This window comes from Cohnella sp. GCM10027633 (assembly GCF_042675445.1).
Classification (GTDB): Bacteria; Bacillota; Bacilli; order Paenibacillales; family Paenibacillaceae; genus Cohnella.
Window position 1 is genome coordinate 411,874 of sequence record NZ_JBHTGV010000001.1, and the last position, 16,210, is coordinate 428,083.

At 61.7% G+C, this 16,210-nt stretch carries 17 protein-coding genes; 1 reads left to right on the forward strand and 16 read right to left on the reverse strand.

Features of this window, described 5'->3' with window-relative positions; genetic code table 11:
• Window positions 1-29 precede the first annotated feature (29 nt).
• The 8 genes from ACFQZG_RS01710 to ACFQZG_RS01745 form a co-directional block, all read right to left on the reverse strand.
• Window positions 30-230: a copper ion binding protein gene (locus tag ACFQZG_RS01710; RefSeq protein ID WP_378149447.1), complete on the reverse strand. Its 201-nt coding sequence runs from the start codon at window positions 228-230 to the stop codon at window positions 30-32.
• A gap of 16 nt (window positions 231-246) precedes the next feature.
• Entirely contained in the window at window positions 247-600 is a 354-nt protein-coding gene (locus ACFQZG_RS01715) for a metal-sensitive transcriptional regulator (RefSeq protein WP_378149449.1), read from the reverse strand.
• A 49-nt stretch (window positions 601-649) separates the two neighbouring features.
• Window positions 650-1,741, reverse strand: coding sequence for an MBL fold metallo-hydrolase (locus ACFQZG_RS01720; RefSeq protein WP_378149450.1), 1,092 nt, complete (start codon window positions 1,739-1,741; stop codon window positions 650-652).
• Between the two features lie 135 nt (window positions 1,742-1,876).
• Complete coding sequence (locus ACFQZG_RS01725; RefSeq protein WP_378149452.1) at window positions 1,877-2,188, reverse strand: thioredoxin family protein; 312 nt, start codon at window positions 2,186-2,188, stop codon at window positions 1,877-1,879.
• A 21-nt stretch (window positions 2,189-2,209) separates the two neighbouring features.
• The gene (locus tag ACFQZG_RS01730; RefSeq protein WP_378149454.1) at window positions 2,210-2,566 is read right to left on the reverse strand and encodes a MerR family transcriptional regulator; all 357 of its coding nucleotides are present in this window, start codon (window positions 2,564-2,566) and stop codon (window positions 2,210-2,212) included.
• Between the two features lie 74 nt (window positions 2,567-2,640).
• Window positions 2,641-3,957: a deoxyguanosinetriphosphate triphosphohydrolase family protein gene (locus tag ACFQZG_RS01735; RefSeq protein WP_378149455.1), complete on the reverse strand. Its 1,317-nt coding sequence runs from the start codon at window positions 3,955-3,957 to the stop codon at window positions 2,641-2,643.
• A 29-nt stretch (window positions 3,958-3,986) separates the two neighbouring features.
• The gene (locus tag ACFQZG_RS01740; protein WP_378149457.1) at window positions 3,987-6,206 is read right to left on the reverse strand and encodes a preprotein translocase subunit SecA; all 2,220 of its coding nucleotides are present in this window, start codon (window positions 6,204-6,206) and stop codon (window positions 3,987-3,989) included.
• Window positions 6,203-8,026: an ABC transporter substrate-binding protein gene (locus ACFQZG_RS01745; protein ID WP_378149458.1), complete on the reverse strand. Its 1,824-nt coding sequence runs from the start codon at window positions 8,024-8,026 to the stop codon at window positions 6,203-6,205. Before ACFQZG_RS01745 ends, ACFQZG_RS01740 begins: the two co-directional genes overlap by 4 nt.
• Before the next feature lie 120 nt (window positions 8,027-8,146).
• Here ACFQZG_RS01745 and ACFQZG_RS01750 point away from each other — a divergent pair, with 120 nt between their 5' ends.
• On the forward strand, window positions 8,147-8,341 hold the full coding sequence (locus ACFQZG_RS01750; RefSeq protein ID WP_378149460.1) for a hypothetical protein: 195 nt from the start codon (window positions 8,147-8,149) through the stop codon (window positions 8,339-8,341).
• Window positions 8,342-8,354: 13 nt separating this feature from the next.
• On the opposite strand, the gene ACFQZG_RS01755 is transcribed toward ACFQZG_RS01750, so the two are convergent.
• The 8 genes from ACFQZG_RS01755 to ACFQZG_RS01790 form a co-directional block, all read right to left on the reverse strand.
• Complete coding sequence (locus tag ACFQZG_RS01755; RefSeq protein ID WP_378149461.1) at window positions 8,355-9,065, reverse strand: FadR/GntR family transcriptional regulator; 711 nt, start codon at window positions 9,063-9,065, stop codon at window positions 8,355-8,357.
• A 52-nt stretch (window positions 9,066-9,117) separates the two neighbouring features.
• Window positions 9,118-9,876, reverse strand: a complete 759-nt coding sequence (locus tag ACFQZG_RS01760; RefSeq protein WP_378149463.1) for a LutC/YkgG family protein — start codon at window positions 9,874-9,876, stop codon at window positions 9,118-9,120.
• Window positions 9,869-11,395 carry a LutB/LldF family L-lactate oxidation iron-sulfur protein gene (locus ACFQZG_RS01765; protein WP_378149465.1) on the reverse strand — a complete coding sequence of 509 codons (1,527 nt, stop codon included), beginning with the start codon at window positions 11,393-11,395 and terminating at the stop codon, window positions 9,869-9,871. Before ACFQZG_RS01765 ends, ACFQZG_RS01760 begins: the two co-directional genes overlap by 8 nt.
• A complete protein-coding gene (locus ACFQZG_RS01770; RefSeq protein ID WP_378149467.1) occupies window positions 11,392-12,120 on the reverse strand; it encodes a (Fe-S)-binding protein in 729 nt (242 codons plus the stop codon). Before ACFQZG_RS01770 ends, ACFQZG_RS01765 begins: the two co-directional genes overlap by 4 nt.
• Window positions 12,121-12,221: 101 nt before the next feature.
• Complete coding sequence (locus ACFQZG_RS01775) at window positions 12,222-12,986, reverse strand: DeoR/GlpR family DNA-binding transcription regulator (RefSeq protein WP_378149469.1); 765 nt, start codon at window positions 12,984-12,986, stop codon at window positions 12,222-12,224.
• 40 nt (window positions 12,987-13,026) lie between these two features.
• Window positions 13,027-14,517 (reverse strand): rhamnulokinase, encoded by a 1,491-nt coding sequence (locus ACFQZG_RS01780; protein WP_378149471.1) that lies wholly within the window; start codon window positions 14,515-14,517, stop codon window positions 13,027-13,029.
• A gap of 24 nt (window positions 14,518-14,541) precedes the next feature.
• Entirely contained in the window at window positions 14,542-15,810 is a 1,269-nt protein-coding gene (gene rhaA, locus ACFQZG_RS01785) for an L-rhamnose isomerase (protein ID WP_378149472.1), read from the reverse strand.
• A 22-nt stretch (window positions 15,811-15,832) separates the two neighbouring features.
• Complete coding sequence (locus tag ACFQZG_RS01790) at window positions 15,833-16,204, reverse strand: sensory rhodopsin transducer (protein ID WP_378149474.1); 372 nt, start codon at window positions 16,202-16,204, stop codon at window positions 15,833-15,835.
• Window positions 16,205-16,210 lie beyond the last annotated feature (6 nt).

Consider the following 16,210-nt stretch of genomic DNA (forward strand, 5'->3'; position numbering starts at 1 on the left):
TTCAATCAAAAAAAGAAGAGCCGAAGCTCTTAAACGACGTCGTACCCTTGATCTTCGATCGCTTGCTTGATCGACGTAAGGGAAGTCTTCGCTTGATCGTATTCGACCGCTACCGACTTGCCGGCCAAATCGACCTTCGCGGCGCCTCCGACGTTCCGCACAGCGTTCTCTACCGCTTGCACGCAATGGTTGCATGACATGCCTTGCACTTGCAGCGTTGCCTTCTCCATCGTTATCCGCTCCTTCTTATTTCATGAGTTTGTTGACCGTGACGAGCAGCTCGTCGATCACTTCGTGCTCGCCGGCTTGAATCCGTTCCACGATGCAGCTCTTCATATGTCCTTCCAGCAGCAGCCTCCCGACGCCGTTCAACGCGGATTGAGCCGCGGCGATCTGGTTCAGCACGTCGTCGCAATACGTATCTTTGTCGATCAACCCTTTAATGCCGCGAATCTGTCCTTCGATCCGGTTAAGCCTGGAGATGAGCGTCGACTTCATCTGCTCGGAGTGATGGCTCTTGCGCTTGTCGTCATCGCGTGCGTGAGCGCAATGCTCGCCGCCTGCATGGCCGTTCGTATCGACGTTAGGTTTCGATTCCATCGTGTCGCCTCCTGCCTTCAATATACCCCCGGTAGGTATAATTGTCAAGTTATTTCCACCACTTGTCTTTCGGATATTCCGACTTGCCGATCGGCACCGGCTGTCCGATCCTCGGCGTCGCTACCGCCACTCCTTCGGCGGCGGCCGCCAGCAGCACGCGATCTACCGGATCCGTCCAATCGTGGACGGACAACGTGAACGCGCCCCAGTGGATCGGCAGCAGCACGCGACCGCCGACGTCCTTGTGCGCCTGCACGGTTTCCTCGGGAAGCATATGGATGAGCTGCCAACGGACGTCGTACTGACCGCATTCCATAAGCGTGAGATCGAAAGGGCCATACCGTTCTCCGATCTGCTTGAAGTGAGGCCCGTAGCCGCTGTCCCCGCTGAAAAACACCTTAGCGTCCTTGCCCTCGATGACCCACGAGCACCATAGCGTCGACATGCGGTCGTTCACGCTGCGTCCCGAGAAATGCCTCGCCGGCGCGCACGCCAGCTTCAGCCCATTGAACGTCAGCTCGTCGCCCCAATCGGCCTCGACGATCCGATCGCGGGAGATGCCCCATCTCTCGAGGTGGGCGCCGACGCCAAGCGGCACGAAGAACCGTTGCGCCTTATGACGAAGCTTGCGGATCGAGCCGTAATCCAAATGGTCGTAGTGGTCGTGAGACAGAACGATCGCGTCGATCGCCGGAAGCTCGTCGATGTCGAAGGGCAGCTTGCCGCCGTACCGTTTCCCTCCCACGAGGGGGAACGGCGAAGGCGCCTTGCCGAACATCGGATCGAGCAGAAGGGTCAGTCCGTCCAGTTGCAGCAGCAGCGCCGAATGGCCGAACCAGATCGCTTTCGGCTCGCCGTCGCGAAGCGCGTCCGCGTTCAGAGGTTCCATCGGAATCGCGCCGGCCGCCGGACGACGGTTCGGGCTTCCTTGAATCATTTCCTTCATAACGCCGGCCATCGTGCCGGCCTTCATCATCATCGGCGTCGGAATCGGATACGCGAACTTGCCGCCTTCGCGTTGCGGCGATCGCTCGATCGCGAGAAGGGCGTCCCCGGAAGCCTTCGCTCCTAACGGCGGATACAGCTTGATGACAAGCAAAGCAACGATTACGATAACGACGAGGCTAATAAGAACGATCATGGCGCGAGAGTCCTCTTTTCCGAAGTGGGATACTCCCCTATCCTATCATCATCCCCCGTCGAAAACCAGAAAGCGCCCCTCGCGCGAAACAAGCCGTCCGAGCCTTCCAAGGCCCGAACGGCTTGCTCGAATCCGTTACAGATAGCGCGCCAGCATCGTCTCGTATACGGCTTTCGGCCGGAGGCCGACGAGCTTCTCGACCGGCTCTCCGTCTTGGAACAAGATGACCGTCGGATTGGACATGACGCCGAACTCGCCCGCGAGCTCCGGCGATTCGTCCGTGTCGATCATCAGTACCGTCAGCCTGTCTCCGTACGCCTCGTCCAGCTCCGCGACGATCGGCTTCAGCACCTTGCAAGGCGGACACCATTCCGCGCCGAAGTCGACGAGCGTCAACCCGGCCGGGCGCACGCTCTCGCGGAACGTGCCATTGTTAACGGCCAACATCGTTCGCACCGCTCCTCTCGTCTATTCGTTCTCTTCCCGGATCGATCGGATGCGCTCGACGAGATTGGACCGGAGCTGCGTCAACTGCGCCAGCTGGGCGTCGATCTCCCCCAGCTTCCGCTCGTACACCGGCAGCACCTCCGAGCAGAACGCTTCCTTGTTCTTCAGCACGCAGCGCAGGAAGCTCGCGATCTGTTCCGTGGACAAGCCGAGCGCCAGGTACAGCCGGATCGTGCGCACTTCCTCGACCGCGAGCGGCGAGTATTCCCGGTACCCGTTGGCGTCGTGCCGGATCGGCACGAGCAGCCGCTGCTCCTCGTAGTACCGCAGAGACCGCGCGCTAACGCCCGTCGCCGCGGACAGCTCCCCGATTCTCATCCCTTAACGCCTCCTTCCGTCGATCCTTATATCAACAATAAACCCTGACATTGATGTCAGGGTCAAGCGCAATTTCAGTCTCTTTCGTAAATCGAACCCGAACGGCTCGCGAAAAACTCGGCGTACACCTTCTCCGCGTACGCGTCCGTCATGCCGGCGATATAGTCGGCGACGAGCCGCTCCCACGTCCATCTGCCCTTATGCTGCTCGTAATTCTCGAGCCAGTCCGCGGGAATGATGTCGCGTCCGGTATCGTAGTCGCGGAAGCTGCCCCAGAGCCGCTCCAGCATGATCTCGCTCCGCTTATGCAGCCGCTGCACGCGGAAGTCCTTGATCAGCGTCACCCATGCGAGCTTCTTCAAAATCTCCATCGTGCGAACGAGATTCCAATCCTGCTGGCCGTCCTTCACGAACGTGACTTTCTTCCAGCCGGTCGCGGGGTCGTCCAGAATGCCGACTTGACCCGCGAACCGGCGTACCCAGCGTGCTTTCATCTCCCTCCGCGTCCGGGACGGTTCGCGGTCGCACTCCGCGTAGATGCTCTCCCACTGCTCCAAGTAATGCGCGAGCACCTGCTTGACGAGATCGGTCTTGTCGATCCGATCCCAGCTTCCCGCGTCGTAGCTCGGATCGTCTTCGATCTGCTTGATCAGGTGGGCGACGACGCGGTCGTCCTCGAAGAAGCTCCGCTGCATTTGCAGCTTGCCCGCGCGGATGCCGTCCTCCAGGTCGTGCGTCGAGTAGGCGATGTCGTCGCACAAGTCCATCAGCTGCGCCTCGAGCGTCGCGCACCCCGCCGGCATGCCCCACGTCTGGCGCAGGAAATCGATCCCCTCCCACTCCATCCGGTAGACGCCCTTCTGCTTGCCCGGGTCGTCGATGCAGAACGGGTACTTGTTGATGGCGAGCAGGACGGACGCCGTCAGATCGAGCCCGCTGCCGCTGCCCGCGCGCTTCTCCAGGAACATGAGAATCCGGAAGTTCTGAGCGTTGCCTTCGTACTTCAACCCGTGCTCCTTCTGCAGAATCGCGTTAAGCACTTCCTCGCCTTTATGACCGAACGGCGGATGCCCGAGGTCGTGCGCGAGCGAAGCGCATTCGACGACGTCCGGGTCGAGCATGAGGCCAGGATGCTCGCGCCTGTCGATGAACGCGTAGCTCTTGCCAAGCTTCCTGGCTACCTCGCGCGCGATCTGCGACACCTCGAGCGAGTGCGTCAACCGCGTCCGGTAATAGTCGCCAGAGCCCGCGCCGAACACCTGGGACTTCCCTTGCAGCCTGCGGAACGCCGGCGATTGGATGAGCCGCGCGTAGTCTTTCTCGAATTCGTCCCGGTCGTCTCCGGAATGGATGTTCTCGGTATCGTACAGTCTCATTTTACGAACGTTCATGGGCATGCAACCTTCCTGTTAACGCTATCCTATCCGAAGATGTTGATCGGCTTCTGGATGTACTGATCGTTCATTATATACGTCCAAGTCGAAGCCGGACCTTGCAAGCCGAGCTTCGCCCAGTCGTGGTCGTCCTTCGTCTTGTCCAGCTTGGCGAGCAGCTTCTCCGCGTCCTTCTCGATCTGCTCCGGCAGCTTCTCGAACGCCTGGATGATGCGCGCGTGGAATTCGTCGAGCGGATTGCGGTTCGCCAAGCTCTCCAGATGGATCGCCTCGCGAATGTACGAGACGTAAGCCAGATGGTCGGCCCAAGCCTTATCGATGTAGAATAACCGGACGCGCTTCTCCGCGGCTCCCCGCGTCTCGTCGCCCAATATCGAAGCCCGCTCCGCGTACAGAATCTGCCGCTGCTCCTCGACCATGTCGGAGTAACGGTTCAGCTCCCTGCGGATATCGAAATTCTGCCCCATTACGATTCGTTGAATGTGGTCGAGTCCCTTATGCAACGCGGATTCGGCTAATGGCTCGTCCTGCTTGCGTTCGCGGTAAGCGGGCGGAATCGCCTTCTCCGTGCCGTAGCGCACGAACAGCTCGTCAGCCAGGCTGACGTAGAACCGGGACGAGCCCGGATCGCCTTGCCGGCCCGCCCGGCCGCGAAGCTGGTTGTCGATGCGCAAACTCTCGTTCATGTGCGTGCCGATGACGTACAAGCCGCCGAGCTTCGCGACCGTATCCGCTTGCGCGGGTTCGCCTCCGCCGAGACGGATGTCGACGCCGCGTCCGGCCATGTTCGTGGAGACGGTCACCGCGCCCAGACGGCCCGACTTCGCCACGATCTCGGCTTCCTCCGCGTCGTTCCTCGCGTTCAGGACGTTGCAGGTGACGCCGGCGACCGCCAGCGCTTCCGCAAGCGCGTCGGACTCCTCCACGCTCGACGTCCCGATCAGGATCGGCCGGCCGGTCGCGTGGACGGCGGCGATATCGCGCACGAGCGCGCGGACTTTCGCTTCCTTGTGGGTGAACAGCAGCGTCGGCTGATCGGCGCGTACGCTCGGCTTGTTCGGCGGCACGACGACGACGCTCAGCTCGTACGTATCCTTGAATTCGTTGGCAGATGCGAGCGCGGTCGCCGTCATGCCGCTGATCTTCGGATACAGGCTGAGCAAGTGCTGCAGGGTGATCGTCCCGAGTATCTTCCCGCTCGTCTTCGACTGCAGTCCTTCCTTCGCTTCAACGGCGGCTTGCAGGCCGTCCGGCCAGTGCCGGTTCTCCGCGATCCGTCCGGTGAACGGATCGATGAGCTCCAGCTTGCCGTCGCGCACGATATAATCGATATCGCGCTTCACGAGCGCTTCCGCGTGCAGCGCGCAATTTAACGACGTTAACAATGTGCCGTTCGCCGCATCGTACAAGTTGTCGCAGCGCAGCTCGGCTTCCGCGGCGTGCACGCCCGTGTCGGTCAAGAACACGTTGCGCTTATGCTCGTCGAAGTCGTAATGCTCGCCGTGGCGCAGCGTCGAGGCGAACTTCGCCATGCGCGCTCCGTCGCTTCCCGAGCTCGGCATCGAACCGGCGATGACGAGCGGAACGCGCGCTTCGTCGATGAGCAGCGAGTCGGCTTCGTCGACGATCGTATAATGGAACGGCCGTTGCACGACGTCGCCGGCGTCCATGCAGATCGCGTCCCGCAAATAATCGAATCCGGCTTCCTTCGCCGTGACGTACGTGACGTCGGCAAGGTACGCCCGCTTCTTGTCCGCGATGCCCATGCCGGCCGTCGCGGCGCCGACGGTCAGGCCGAGGAACCGATAGATCGGCCCCATCCACGAGGCGTCGCGCTCCGCGAGATAGTCGTTGAACGTCAGCACGTGAACGCCGTTGCCTTGCAGCGCGTTCAAGTAGGCGGGCAGCACAGCCGCCAACGTCTTCCCTTCGCCGGTCTGCATCTCGACCAGATGGCCCTCGTGCAACGCGATGCCGGCCATGACCTGCACCTCGAACGGCTGAAGGCCGAGCGTTCTGCGTGACGCTTCGCAGGCGATCGCGAACGCGGTCGGCAGAAGCTCGTCCAGTGATTCGCCGCCCATGGCCGCCGCCTTCAATCGCGCGGATTCCGCCTTGAGCTTCTCGTCCGTCCACGAAGCCGCGCCGATTCGCCAAATCAGTTCCGCCTTGTCCTTGTAAGCCTTCAGCTTATGATTCGTCACGCGATCTTTGACTTTCTGTACCCATTTCATCGCTACGTTCATAAGGTCGCGCTCCTCTCCGTCCCCCGATTTTCAAGCCAAATATCTTTGAAGTCCGTCCATCCTAAGTAATTCATACGAACGCCGCGCACGCTCGGGTGCACATAGGTGCTCAGTTTCTTATGGTAGAGGAACGAGAGCAGCGCTTCGTCGCCGAGGCGGCTCTCGATTCCATGGAGCACGTCCCGCCGTTCATCCGCGTCATCCAGCACCAACGCCGCCTCGACGCGCGATTCCACCCATGCGAGCGTCTCGGGGGCGAACGATTCCCGCAGGAAGTTGCCGGACTGGGCGTAATTCTCGATCTCGCACACTTCGTCCCTGGCCAGCACGACGCCGCAAAGGAGGAAGTCGGCCGCGCGCATCGTCTCGACGTCGCGAGGGTTCGTCGCGTAATCGACGCTGACGCGAACGTCGACCCCGAACGCCGCGCACATGTCGGCGATCAGCCTCGCGTCGGCCTCGTAGCTGCCGTACGTGCTCAGCAAGATCGGGCGGCCATCGTAGCCGGATTGGCGCAACAGCGCTTCCGCGGCCGCCGGGTCGAACCGGTCCTCGTCGCGGGGCGTGGTCTCAGACATCCGATATCCTACGGCCGGGTACATGCGGTCGCCGCCGAGCTCGCGCAGCATTCTGCCCCGCTCGATCATCAGGTCGATCGCGCGCCGGAACGCGTAGTCTTGCTGCGGACCTTGCTTGTTCATGTTCCAGGAGAGCAGCACGCAGCCTCTGCACAGCTCCTCGACCGTCTCCCATTCCGGATGCGGCCGATGGTCGACGAGCTGATTGTCGAACAACAGCTTCTCCCAATCGCTGTTGTCGTGCGCGATGTCCGGCTCGGCCGGTATCGTCGCGACGACGACGCGGTCCAGGTGCGCGCGGCCCGTGTAATAGTCCGGATTCGCCTCCAGATCGATGCGGCAAGAGGACCACTCCGCGACCCGGAACGGCCCGCTCCCGATCGGCTGCCGCCAGAAGCGCGCCTCGTCCTCGAGCACGAGCTCCTTCGGCACGATCGACATGCCCGCCGAACACAAGTAGCGGAGGAACAGACGGTTCGGCTTGCGAAGCTCGATCCGGACCGTACGCGGGCCTTCCGTGCCGATCCGGCTCACGTTGTCGACGAGCCAGCTCATCGCCCGCCGTCCGCGCAACCGTTCGAAAGAGAACACGACGTCTTCCGCCGTCATCTCCCGGCCGTGATGGAACTTGATCCCCTTGCGCAGATAGAGCTTCCATTCCGTCGCGTCGGCGTTCGTCTCCCAGCTATGCGCCAGTCCCGGGCTCACGCGCTGCGTCGTATGCTCGTATTGAGCCAATTGGTCGAACAGCTGCCGAACGATGTGCGCGTCGAACGCGTAGTAGATGTCGCGCGGATCCAAGTTCTTGATCGTGCAACTGACCGGAAACCGCAGCGTATCGATCGACGGCTTGCCGTCCGCCTGCTCGGTCTCGTAGCCGAAGTGGCCGTTCAGCCATTGGACGAACCGTTCTTTGAACGCGATTCCGTGCCGATACGACTGGATCGCTTCGAACGCCTGCTTATAATCGCCTTCCCGCGCCAGTCGCTGCGCCCAATCGAGCAGCAGAGGCTCTCCTTCGCGCAGGAACACGATGCGCGACCGGTTGCCCCGCCCTCTTCCCGCATGCCATTCGATCAGCCCTTCGCCCTGCAGCTTGCGCAGGATGATCTTGACGTTGCGAGCCGTACAGAATAGCGCCTGCGCCAGATCCTCGACCGTAACGTCGACTTCTTCGCCGATGCGGTCGCCGTCCCCGAACTTGTTCAGCAGCGTTAAATATCGATCCGCCGTCGCATACAATCGGAGCCCTCCTTCCGCTTCGGATAAAAGGGGAAATGACCGTTCGAAAGTCTTCCCTTTTTTTCACCTTTTGGCTACAGCATAATCAAACTCAACCGGAATGGCAAGGAGGAATATCGAATGTTCCACAACCTCAGAGAACTCGAACAATGGGCGCAACACCGCCGCGACGAATGGGAGAACGTCATGCAAGACGACAAAAAAAGAAGGGATGCGCACCGTGCCCTCCCTTCTTCCGTACCCGCGAACCGACCGCCGATCGGCATGGGTCGCATCCGCCGGCTGCGTCAGTGGCTTCAAAGCTTCCGCTTATGAAATAGCCCGCCGGCTATAAGTATTTCATTAGAATGCTCTCCACATGTTGCAGATGCTCGCGCATGCGAGAAGCCGCTAGCTCCGCATCCCCTGCCGCGATCGCCTCGTACAGCGCGAAGTGCTCGCCGTACAGTTGGCCGGCTACGGAACGGTTCGCGTAGATTTCGACCCGGCGAACGTCCCGGATCGCCTTCTCCAGCTGGCCGGCGATCGACTCGAACAGCTTCACCATGATCTCGTTATGCGTCGCCTTCGCGAGAAGCAGATGGAACGCGACGTCCGTCCGCTCCCCTTCCGCCTCGTCGCCGATGGTTCGCTCCATCTCGACCATAAGCGCCGCGAACGCCGCGACGTCCTCGTCCGTTCGCTTGACGGCGGCGATCGCCGCGTTCGATCCTTCGAGCGCCTGGCGCGCTTCGAGCAGCTCGATGAGCGTCCGCCGGTTCATCCGGAGCGATTGCAGCTCGGGCGCCGATACGGCGCCGGAAGCCGGGCTGCCGATGACCCGGCAGCCGCCGCCTTGCCGAATCTCGATCAGGCCCATCGCCTTCAAGGCGCTGAGCGCTTCGCGCATCGTCGACCGCCCGACGCCGAATCGCTCGGACATCTCTTTCGTCGACGGCAGCGAATCGCCGACGTTCAGCCTGCCGTCCGCGATCATATCCGCGAGCCGGGAGGCGATTTCCTCGTAGTGGTTTTTCTTCGTAACGCGGGTCACTTCCATCGTACGCGTTACCTCCTCTCCCGCAGCATCGCGGACGTCCGGGCGGTCCCGACTAGCCGACGATCAGCGCGTAGACGACGCCCGGGCCATGGACGCCGATCGTCAGGTCGTTCTCGATATCGGCCGAACGGCTCGGACCGGAGATGAAGTGGATGCCCGCCGGCAAGTTCTCCCTGCCCGCGCGATCGAAGTGGATCAGCGTTTCGCCGAGCCGCGTCTTCAACCGCTCCAGCGGAATGATCGCGATCAGCGCAGTCGGCAGCAGGCTTACCGATCTGCCCTTGTCCTTCGCGGACAGCACCGTAATCGAACCGGTGTAGGCCGCCGCGTAGTCCGCGACGACGACGCCGATGTCGGCTTCCGCGGCGCGAGCCTTCCAGGCTTCCTCCGGATCGCTGTTCCACACGGACAGACGAGCGTCCGGCAACGCGCCTTCGAGATCGAGCGCGTCCAGCTCCGGTTGGCGTTGCCTTACGATATAGCGGGCGCTCAGCTCGTTCGCCTTGTCCGTGATGAACGAGCGGACTTCGCCCATGTCGTTCAACCGGACGACGTGGCCGCCCGCGGCCTTGAAGTTGCCCGTGAAACGCTCGATCCGCTCCTGTTCGTCCCATTCGAACGTCCGCCAGAAGTCCGGCGCGCCGCGATACGGATGCGCGGGCGCGGATTGCTCGCGCGGCCTTCTCAGCTTGGCGCTGATGCCGTCTATGAACGTCTTCTGCTTCGCGCGAGAGGCGTCCGCCAGCTGCTTCAGCCACTCATCATGAGATGGATTCTGGTCCGCATGCGCGTCTTGCTTAAGGTCAGCCATGTCCGTGTCCTCCTCCGCCGTTGTCCCGATCCTTCACGAGCGCTTCCATGCGCGCTTGCGCCTTCGGATCCAGCTCGGCTAGTCCGCCGCGAATTTCCGACTCGAGCGTCTTCCACTTGTCGCGGAACGACTGCTTCGGCAACGTCGGCGTAATTCGGTACGTGTTCCAGCCTTTGAGCGGTCCGACCTTCAGCTTGATGCCGCCGTCCCGCGCGACCAGCTTCTGCCCGAGCTTGCCGAGCTTCAACACCGTCTTGAATCGGCCGGACTTGCCCATGAGCGTCGCGAACCCTTTCATGCCGAGTCCCTCCAGCATGTTGCCCCGTCCGGCTTCGACTTTCCTGCGACGGAGGTAGATCAGCATCTCGTGCAACGGAATTTTGACCGGACAAGCTTCGTAGCAGGCGCCGCACAAGCTGGACGCGTTCGCGATGTCGTCCCACTCGGCGACGTTCTTCTTCAGCGCCGGCGTGAGCACCGCTCCGATCGGGCCGCTGTAAGTGCCGCCGTATGCGTGACCGCCGATATGGCGATACACCGGGCACGCGTTCAAGCAGGCGCCGCAGCGAATGCAATTGAGCAGCTCTTGGAACTCGGGATCGCCGAGCTGGAGCGAGCGTCCGTTGTCGACGATAATGATGTGCATCTCTTCCGGTCCGTCCGCGTCGACGTCTCGCTTAGGTCCGGTAATCCCCGACATATACACCGTCAGCTTCTGGCCGGTCGCGGACCGCGGCAGCAGCGTCGCCATCACTTCGAGGTCTTCCCAAGAAGGAATGATCCGCTCCATGCCCATGAGCGTAATCTGCGTCTTCGGCACCGTCGTGACCATGCGCGCGTTGCCTTCGTTCTCGAACAGCACCATCGATCCGGTCTCGGCGATCGCGAAGTTGCAGCCCGTCATGCCGATGTCCGCCTCGAGGAATTTCTCGCGCAGCTTCTTGCGCACGAAGCCCGCCAAGATCGACGTGTCCGGCGCAAGCGTCTCGCCGGCTTCCTTGGAGAGCAGGTCGGCGATCTGGTAGCGGTTCTTGTGGATCGCCGGGATGATGATGTGCGACGGCGTCTCGTCGGCCAATTGAATAATGTATTCGCCGAGATCGGTCTCGATCGCTTCGACGCCGATCGTCGCCAGCTCGCGGTTAAGATGAAGCTCTTCCGTCACCATCGACTTCGATTTGACGACCGTCTTCGCCTGCCTGCGCCGCGCGATGTCTAGCGACAGCTTCACCGCATCGGCAGCCGTATCGGCGAAGTGCACGTGCACGCCGTTCGCGCGCGCGTTGTCCGCGAACAGGTTCAAGTAATAGTCGAGATGCGCGATCGTATGCAGCCGGATTTGACGTCCGCGCTCGCGCCAATCGTCCCAGTTGCCGTGATCGGCGGCCGCGTTGATCTTGCCGTTGCGCAACCGTTCCGTCGTGAACTTGACCGCCTTGCGCAGAAATTCGTCGTTCAGCGCCAAGTCCGCTCTTTCCTTCACCGTCGCCGGCGCGCTTCCGTGTCCGTGTCCGCTCATGCGCTCGTCACCCCTTCGTACAGCAGCTCGGCCAAGTGCATGACCCGAACCGGCTCGCCGCGGTAACGCAAGTTGCCGGCGATGTTCATCAGGCACGCCATATCGAGACCGACGAGGACTTGCGCCTCCGTCTCCTTGACGTGATCCGACTTCTCGCACACCATCGCGCCGGAGATGTCCGACATCTTCACGGCGAACGTGCCTCCGAAGCCGCAGCAATCTTCCGCGAACGGCAGCGGCACGAACTGCAGCCCGTTCACGCGCTCCATGAGCGCGAGCGGCTCGTTCTTGACGCCGAGCAACCGGCTGCCATGGCAGGACGGATGGTACGTCACCTTGTACGGGAACGAAGCGCCGACGTCGGTGACGCCGAGCACGTTCACGAGAAATTGCGTGAACTCGTACGACTTGCGCTGAAGCTTAACGGCCTTCTCGTGCATGACCGGATCGTTCTCGAACAGCTTCGGATAATGATGGATCATGCCGGTGCACGAGCCGGACGGCGAGATGACGAAGTCGCTGTCCTCGAACGCCTCGACGATCGTCTTGGCGGTCGCTCTCGCTTCGTTCCAATAGCCGCTGTTGAACGCGGGCTGCCCGCAGCACGTCTGCACCGGCGGAAAATCGACCTTGACCCCGTGCTTCGCCAGCAGGCGCACGATCGCCTCGCCGACGCGCGGGTAGATCGCGTCGCTTAGACACGTAATGAATAAGCTTACTTTCATCGGGACACCTCACTATCGATCGTCTGTTTTTTGTCAGGTTGTCAGACAAGTTGATTCTAATAGATCCCCGATACTTTGAGAAGCACGGGGATACCCTTGATTTAAGCGATGACGACCTTAATGCCTCTGGCTTCGAGCCGATCGACCGTTTCCTTCGGAATCCGGCGGTCCGTGATGACGACGTCCACTTGATCGAGCTCGGCCACGTGCGCGAACGCCTGCGAGCCGAACTTGCTCGAATCCGCCAGCAGAATGACTTCTTCCGCGCGGTCGATCATCTTTTCTTTAATGCGCGCTTGCAGCTCGTTCGATTCGCTAATGCCTCGCTCGAGGTGAACGCCTTTGCAGGAGAGGAACACTTTGTCGACGTAGTACGCGTCGAGCGAACGTTCGGCGAGCGGCCCGACGAACGAGAGCGAACGCTGGGCGACGGTTCCGCCGGTGGCGATCACTTCGATCTTGTCTTTGCCGCTCAGTTCGGTCGCGACCTTGATCGAGTTCGTGAGCACGGTCAGCTTCATGTCGGGCACGCTGCCCGCCATGTACCAGGCGGTCGTGCTGGCGTCCAGCAGAATGCGCTCGTTCGGGGAGATCCGCTTGATCGCTTCTCGGGCGATCCGCCGCTTCTCGTCGGCATGGGTAATCTCCCGTTCCGCGTACGGAATTTCCGTCTGCTGCTGACCGTCCTTGACGCTGACCGCCCCGCCGTGGGAACGGCGCAGCCTTCCGCTCTGCTCGAGCCGGTCCAGATCGCGGCGGATCGTCTCCTCCGTCACCTGGCACAGCTCGCTCAGCTCGGATACCCGGATGCTGCCCCTCTCGTTCACTAACCCGACGATTTTCTCGTAACGCTCGGCGACCAGCATCTGTTCTCTCTCCCTTGCATCGTTGTTCGATTACGGACGATTACGGACGCGCAAGCTTCGTTACGAGGGCGAACCGCGCGTAAGCTTCCGTCCATGTATCCGCGTCATTCGGCTCGTACGTGACGACCGGGAACGAGTCCCTGATCGCGCGCCGCGCTTCCCATATGTCCGCGAAGGCGCCCTGCGCGATCCATTGCACGGCCAGATTGCCGATCGCGCTGCCCTCGGCCGGACCGGCCCAGACGGGCTTGCCGATCGCGTTCGCGGTCCACCGGCAGAGCAGCTCGTTCTGAATGCCGCCGCCTACCATATGAAGTCCGCCGAACTTGTTGCCCGACAACCGTTCCGTCAATTCGAGCACGTAACGATATTTTAACGCGAGGCTTTCCAGAATGCACCTGACGGTTTGACCGTGCGATTGCGGTACTTGCTGCCCCGTCTTGCGGCAATAGTCCGCGATGCGCGACGGCATGTCGCCCGGCGCGAGGAACGATTCGTCGTCCGGTTCGATGAACTGCTGGAACGGCTCCGCCTGATCGGCCATCCGCACGAGCTCGGGGAACGAGTAGCTGGCGCCTTGCCGCTCCCACTCCCGCCGGCTTTCGTTGATGATCCACAGCCCCATAATGTTCTTGAGCAGCCGGATCGTGCCGTAGGCGCCGCCTTCGTTCGTGAAGTTCAGCTTCTGCGCCGTCTCGTTGATGACCGGCTTGTCGACTTCGGTGCCCATGAGCGACCACGTGCCGCAGCTGAGATACGCGAACGAACGCTCCGTCGCCGGCACCGCCACGACCGCGGAACCCGTATCGTGCTCCGCGACCGCGTACACGGGAATCGGCGGAATGCCGAGCTCCTCGCGCACGGACGAGCGAATCGCGCCGGCTTTGTCGCCGGGCTTCAACGGAGCGCCGAACCACGCGGCCGGCAGATCGAGCAACCTGAGCAGCTCCGGATCCCAGCGATCTTCGATCGGATTGTACAGCTGCGTCGTCGTCGCGTTCGTGAATTCGTTGTGCATCTCTCCGGTCAGGAAGTAGCGAAGCAAGTCCGGAATCATGAGCAGCTTCGCGCCGTCCTTGAGCTGGGGCGCATGCGCTTCCTTCATCGCGTACAGCTGGAAGATCGTGTTGAACGGCAAGAACTGGATGCCCGTCCGGGCAAAAATAACGCTCGCCGGCACGCGGGAGAACAAGCTCTCCATCGCGCCTTCGGTATGGCGGTCGCGATAGTTGTACGGGTTCGCGATCAGTTCTCCGTTCGCGCCGATGAGTCCGAAGTCGATCGCCCAAGAGTCGATGCCGATGCTGTCCGGCGTAATGCCCCGGTGCTTCGCCTTCAGCAGCCCTTGCTTGATCTCGTGGTACAGCCGCAGAATGTCCCAGTGCAGGCGGTCTCCCACCTGCACGGGATCGTTGGGGAAGCGGTGCAGTTCTTCGACTTCGATCTTGCCGCCGTTCAGGCGGCCGAGCAGCGCTCTGCCGCTGCTCGCCCCCAGGTCGAATGCGATAATGCCGTTGCCATTGCCGTTCACGTGAATCCCCCTCTCGCGATCGGCTTATTGGCCGCGTTTAACGAGCACTTCGCGTTCGTACGTCTTCACTTCGGCCAGCCAGTCTTCGCGTACCGGCACGTCTTGCGACGCGCAGTAGTAATCCCATACCGCGCCGAACGGATACGATTTGAATTCTTCGGTCAACGCGAGACGCGTCGTGTAGTCGCCTTCGAGCTCGGCTTGCTTCAGCGCTTCGGTCGGCTCCAGCATCGCCCGCAGCAGCGCCTTGATCGTGTTGCGCGTGCCGATGACCCATGCCGCGACGCGGTTGATGCTCGCGTCGAAGAAGTCGAGGCCGATGTGCGTGACGTCCAGCAAGTCTCCGCGTACGAGCTCTTTGCCGATATCGAGCAGCTCGTCGTCGAGGATGACGACGTGGTCGCTGTCCCAGCGCATCGGGCGGCTCACGTGCAGCAGAATGCCGCTCGAGAACAACGACAGCGCCGACAGCTTGTTCGAGATCACTTCGGTCGGGTGGAAATGGCCCGCGTCGAGGCAGATCAGCTTGTCGTTCTGCAAGCCGTAGCCCATGTAGAACTCGTGCGAGCCGACGACGTAAGCTTCCGAGCCGATGCCGAACAGCTTGCTCTCTACCGCGTCCAGGTTGTGCGCCGGATTAAGCTCTTCCGCGAACACGGCGTCCAGCGAGTCTTTCAAGCGTTTGCGAGGTCCGAGACGGTCGGCCGGAATGTCCTTGTAACCGTCCGGTACCCATACGTTCGTGACGCACGTCTGGCCGAGCTGCTCGCCGAAGTACGCGCCGATGCGGCGCGACGCTTGGCAGTGGCGAATCCAGAATTCGCGGATGTCCGCATCCGGATGGCTCAGCGTAAGGCCGTCGCTCGACTTCTCGTGGGAGAAGCATGTCGGGTTGAAGTCGAGGCCGAGGCCTTGCTCCTTCGCCCACGAGACCCATTTCTCGAAATGCTTCGGTTCGAGACGGTCGATCTCGACCTTCTCGTCCGTATCCGCGTAAATCGCGTGCAAGTTCACCTTGTGCTTGCCCGGGATGAGCGAGAACGCCTTCTCGAGGTCGGCGCGAAGCTCTTCCGGCGTGCGCGCGGCGCCCGGATAGTTGCCGGTGACGGAGATGCCGCCGGTCAAGCTTTGGTCCCGGTTCAGGAAACCGCGTACGTCGTCGCCTTGCCAGCAGTGCATCGAGATTTTCACTTGCGCCAGTCGCGCCAGCACTTGGTCGACGTCGATGCCGTGCTTCGCGTATTGCGACTTCGCCGCTTCGTAATTCGCCTTCAGTTGATCTGCGTATGGCATGATTATATCCCCCGTGTTCGTTCTACTGAATCGGATAAGCGATGACGGACATGAGCGTGTTCTCCGCCTGCGTCGCGTCTAGACGGCTGTATTGAATGATGACGGGAACGTCGCTCGCGACTTCGATCGCGTACGGGACGCCGGCCGGAATCGTCCGGCCGTCCCGTTGCAGCGAGCTCGTGCGAATGTGTCTCGTCCTGCGGCCCGGCACGACGACCATGATGTCCTCCAGCGGCTCGCGATCCTCGTAGAAAATCGTGATGCGCAACAGCGCGTCCTCCGTGCCGCAGTTCAGCACGCAGATCGACTCGTGGCTCGTGAGCGATCCGGAGCTCGTCTCGGGAATGTAGCCGTCCGGAATGTACCATAACTTGTGTCCGCGCGGTTTATGCATCGGTCA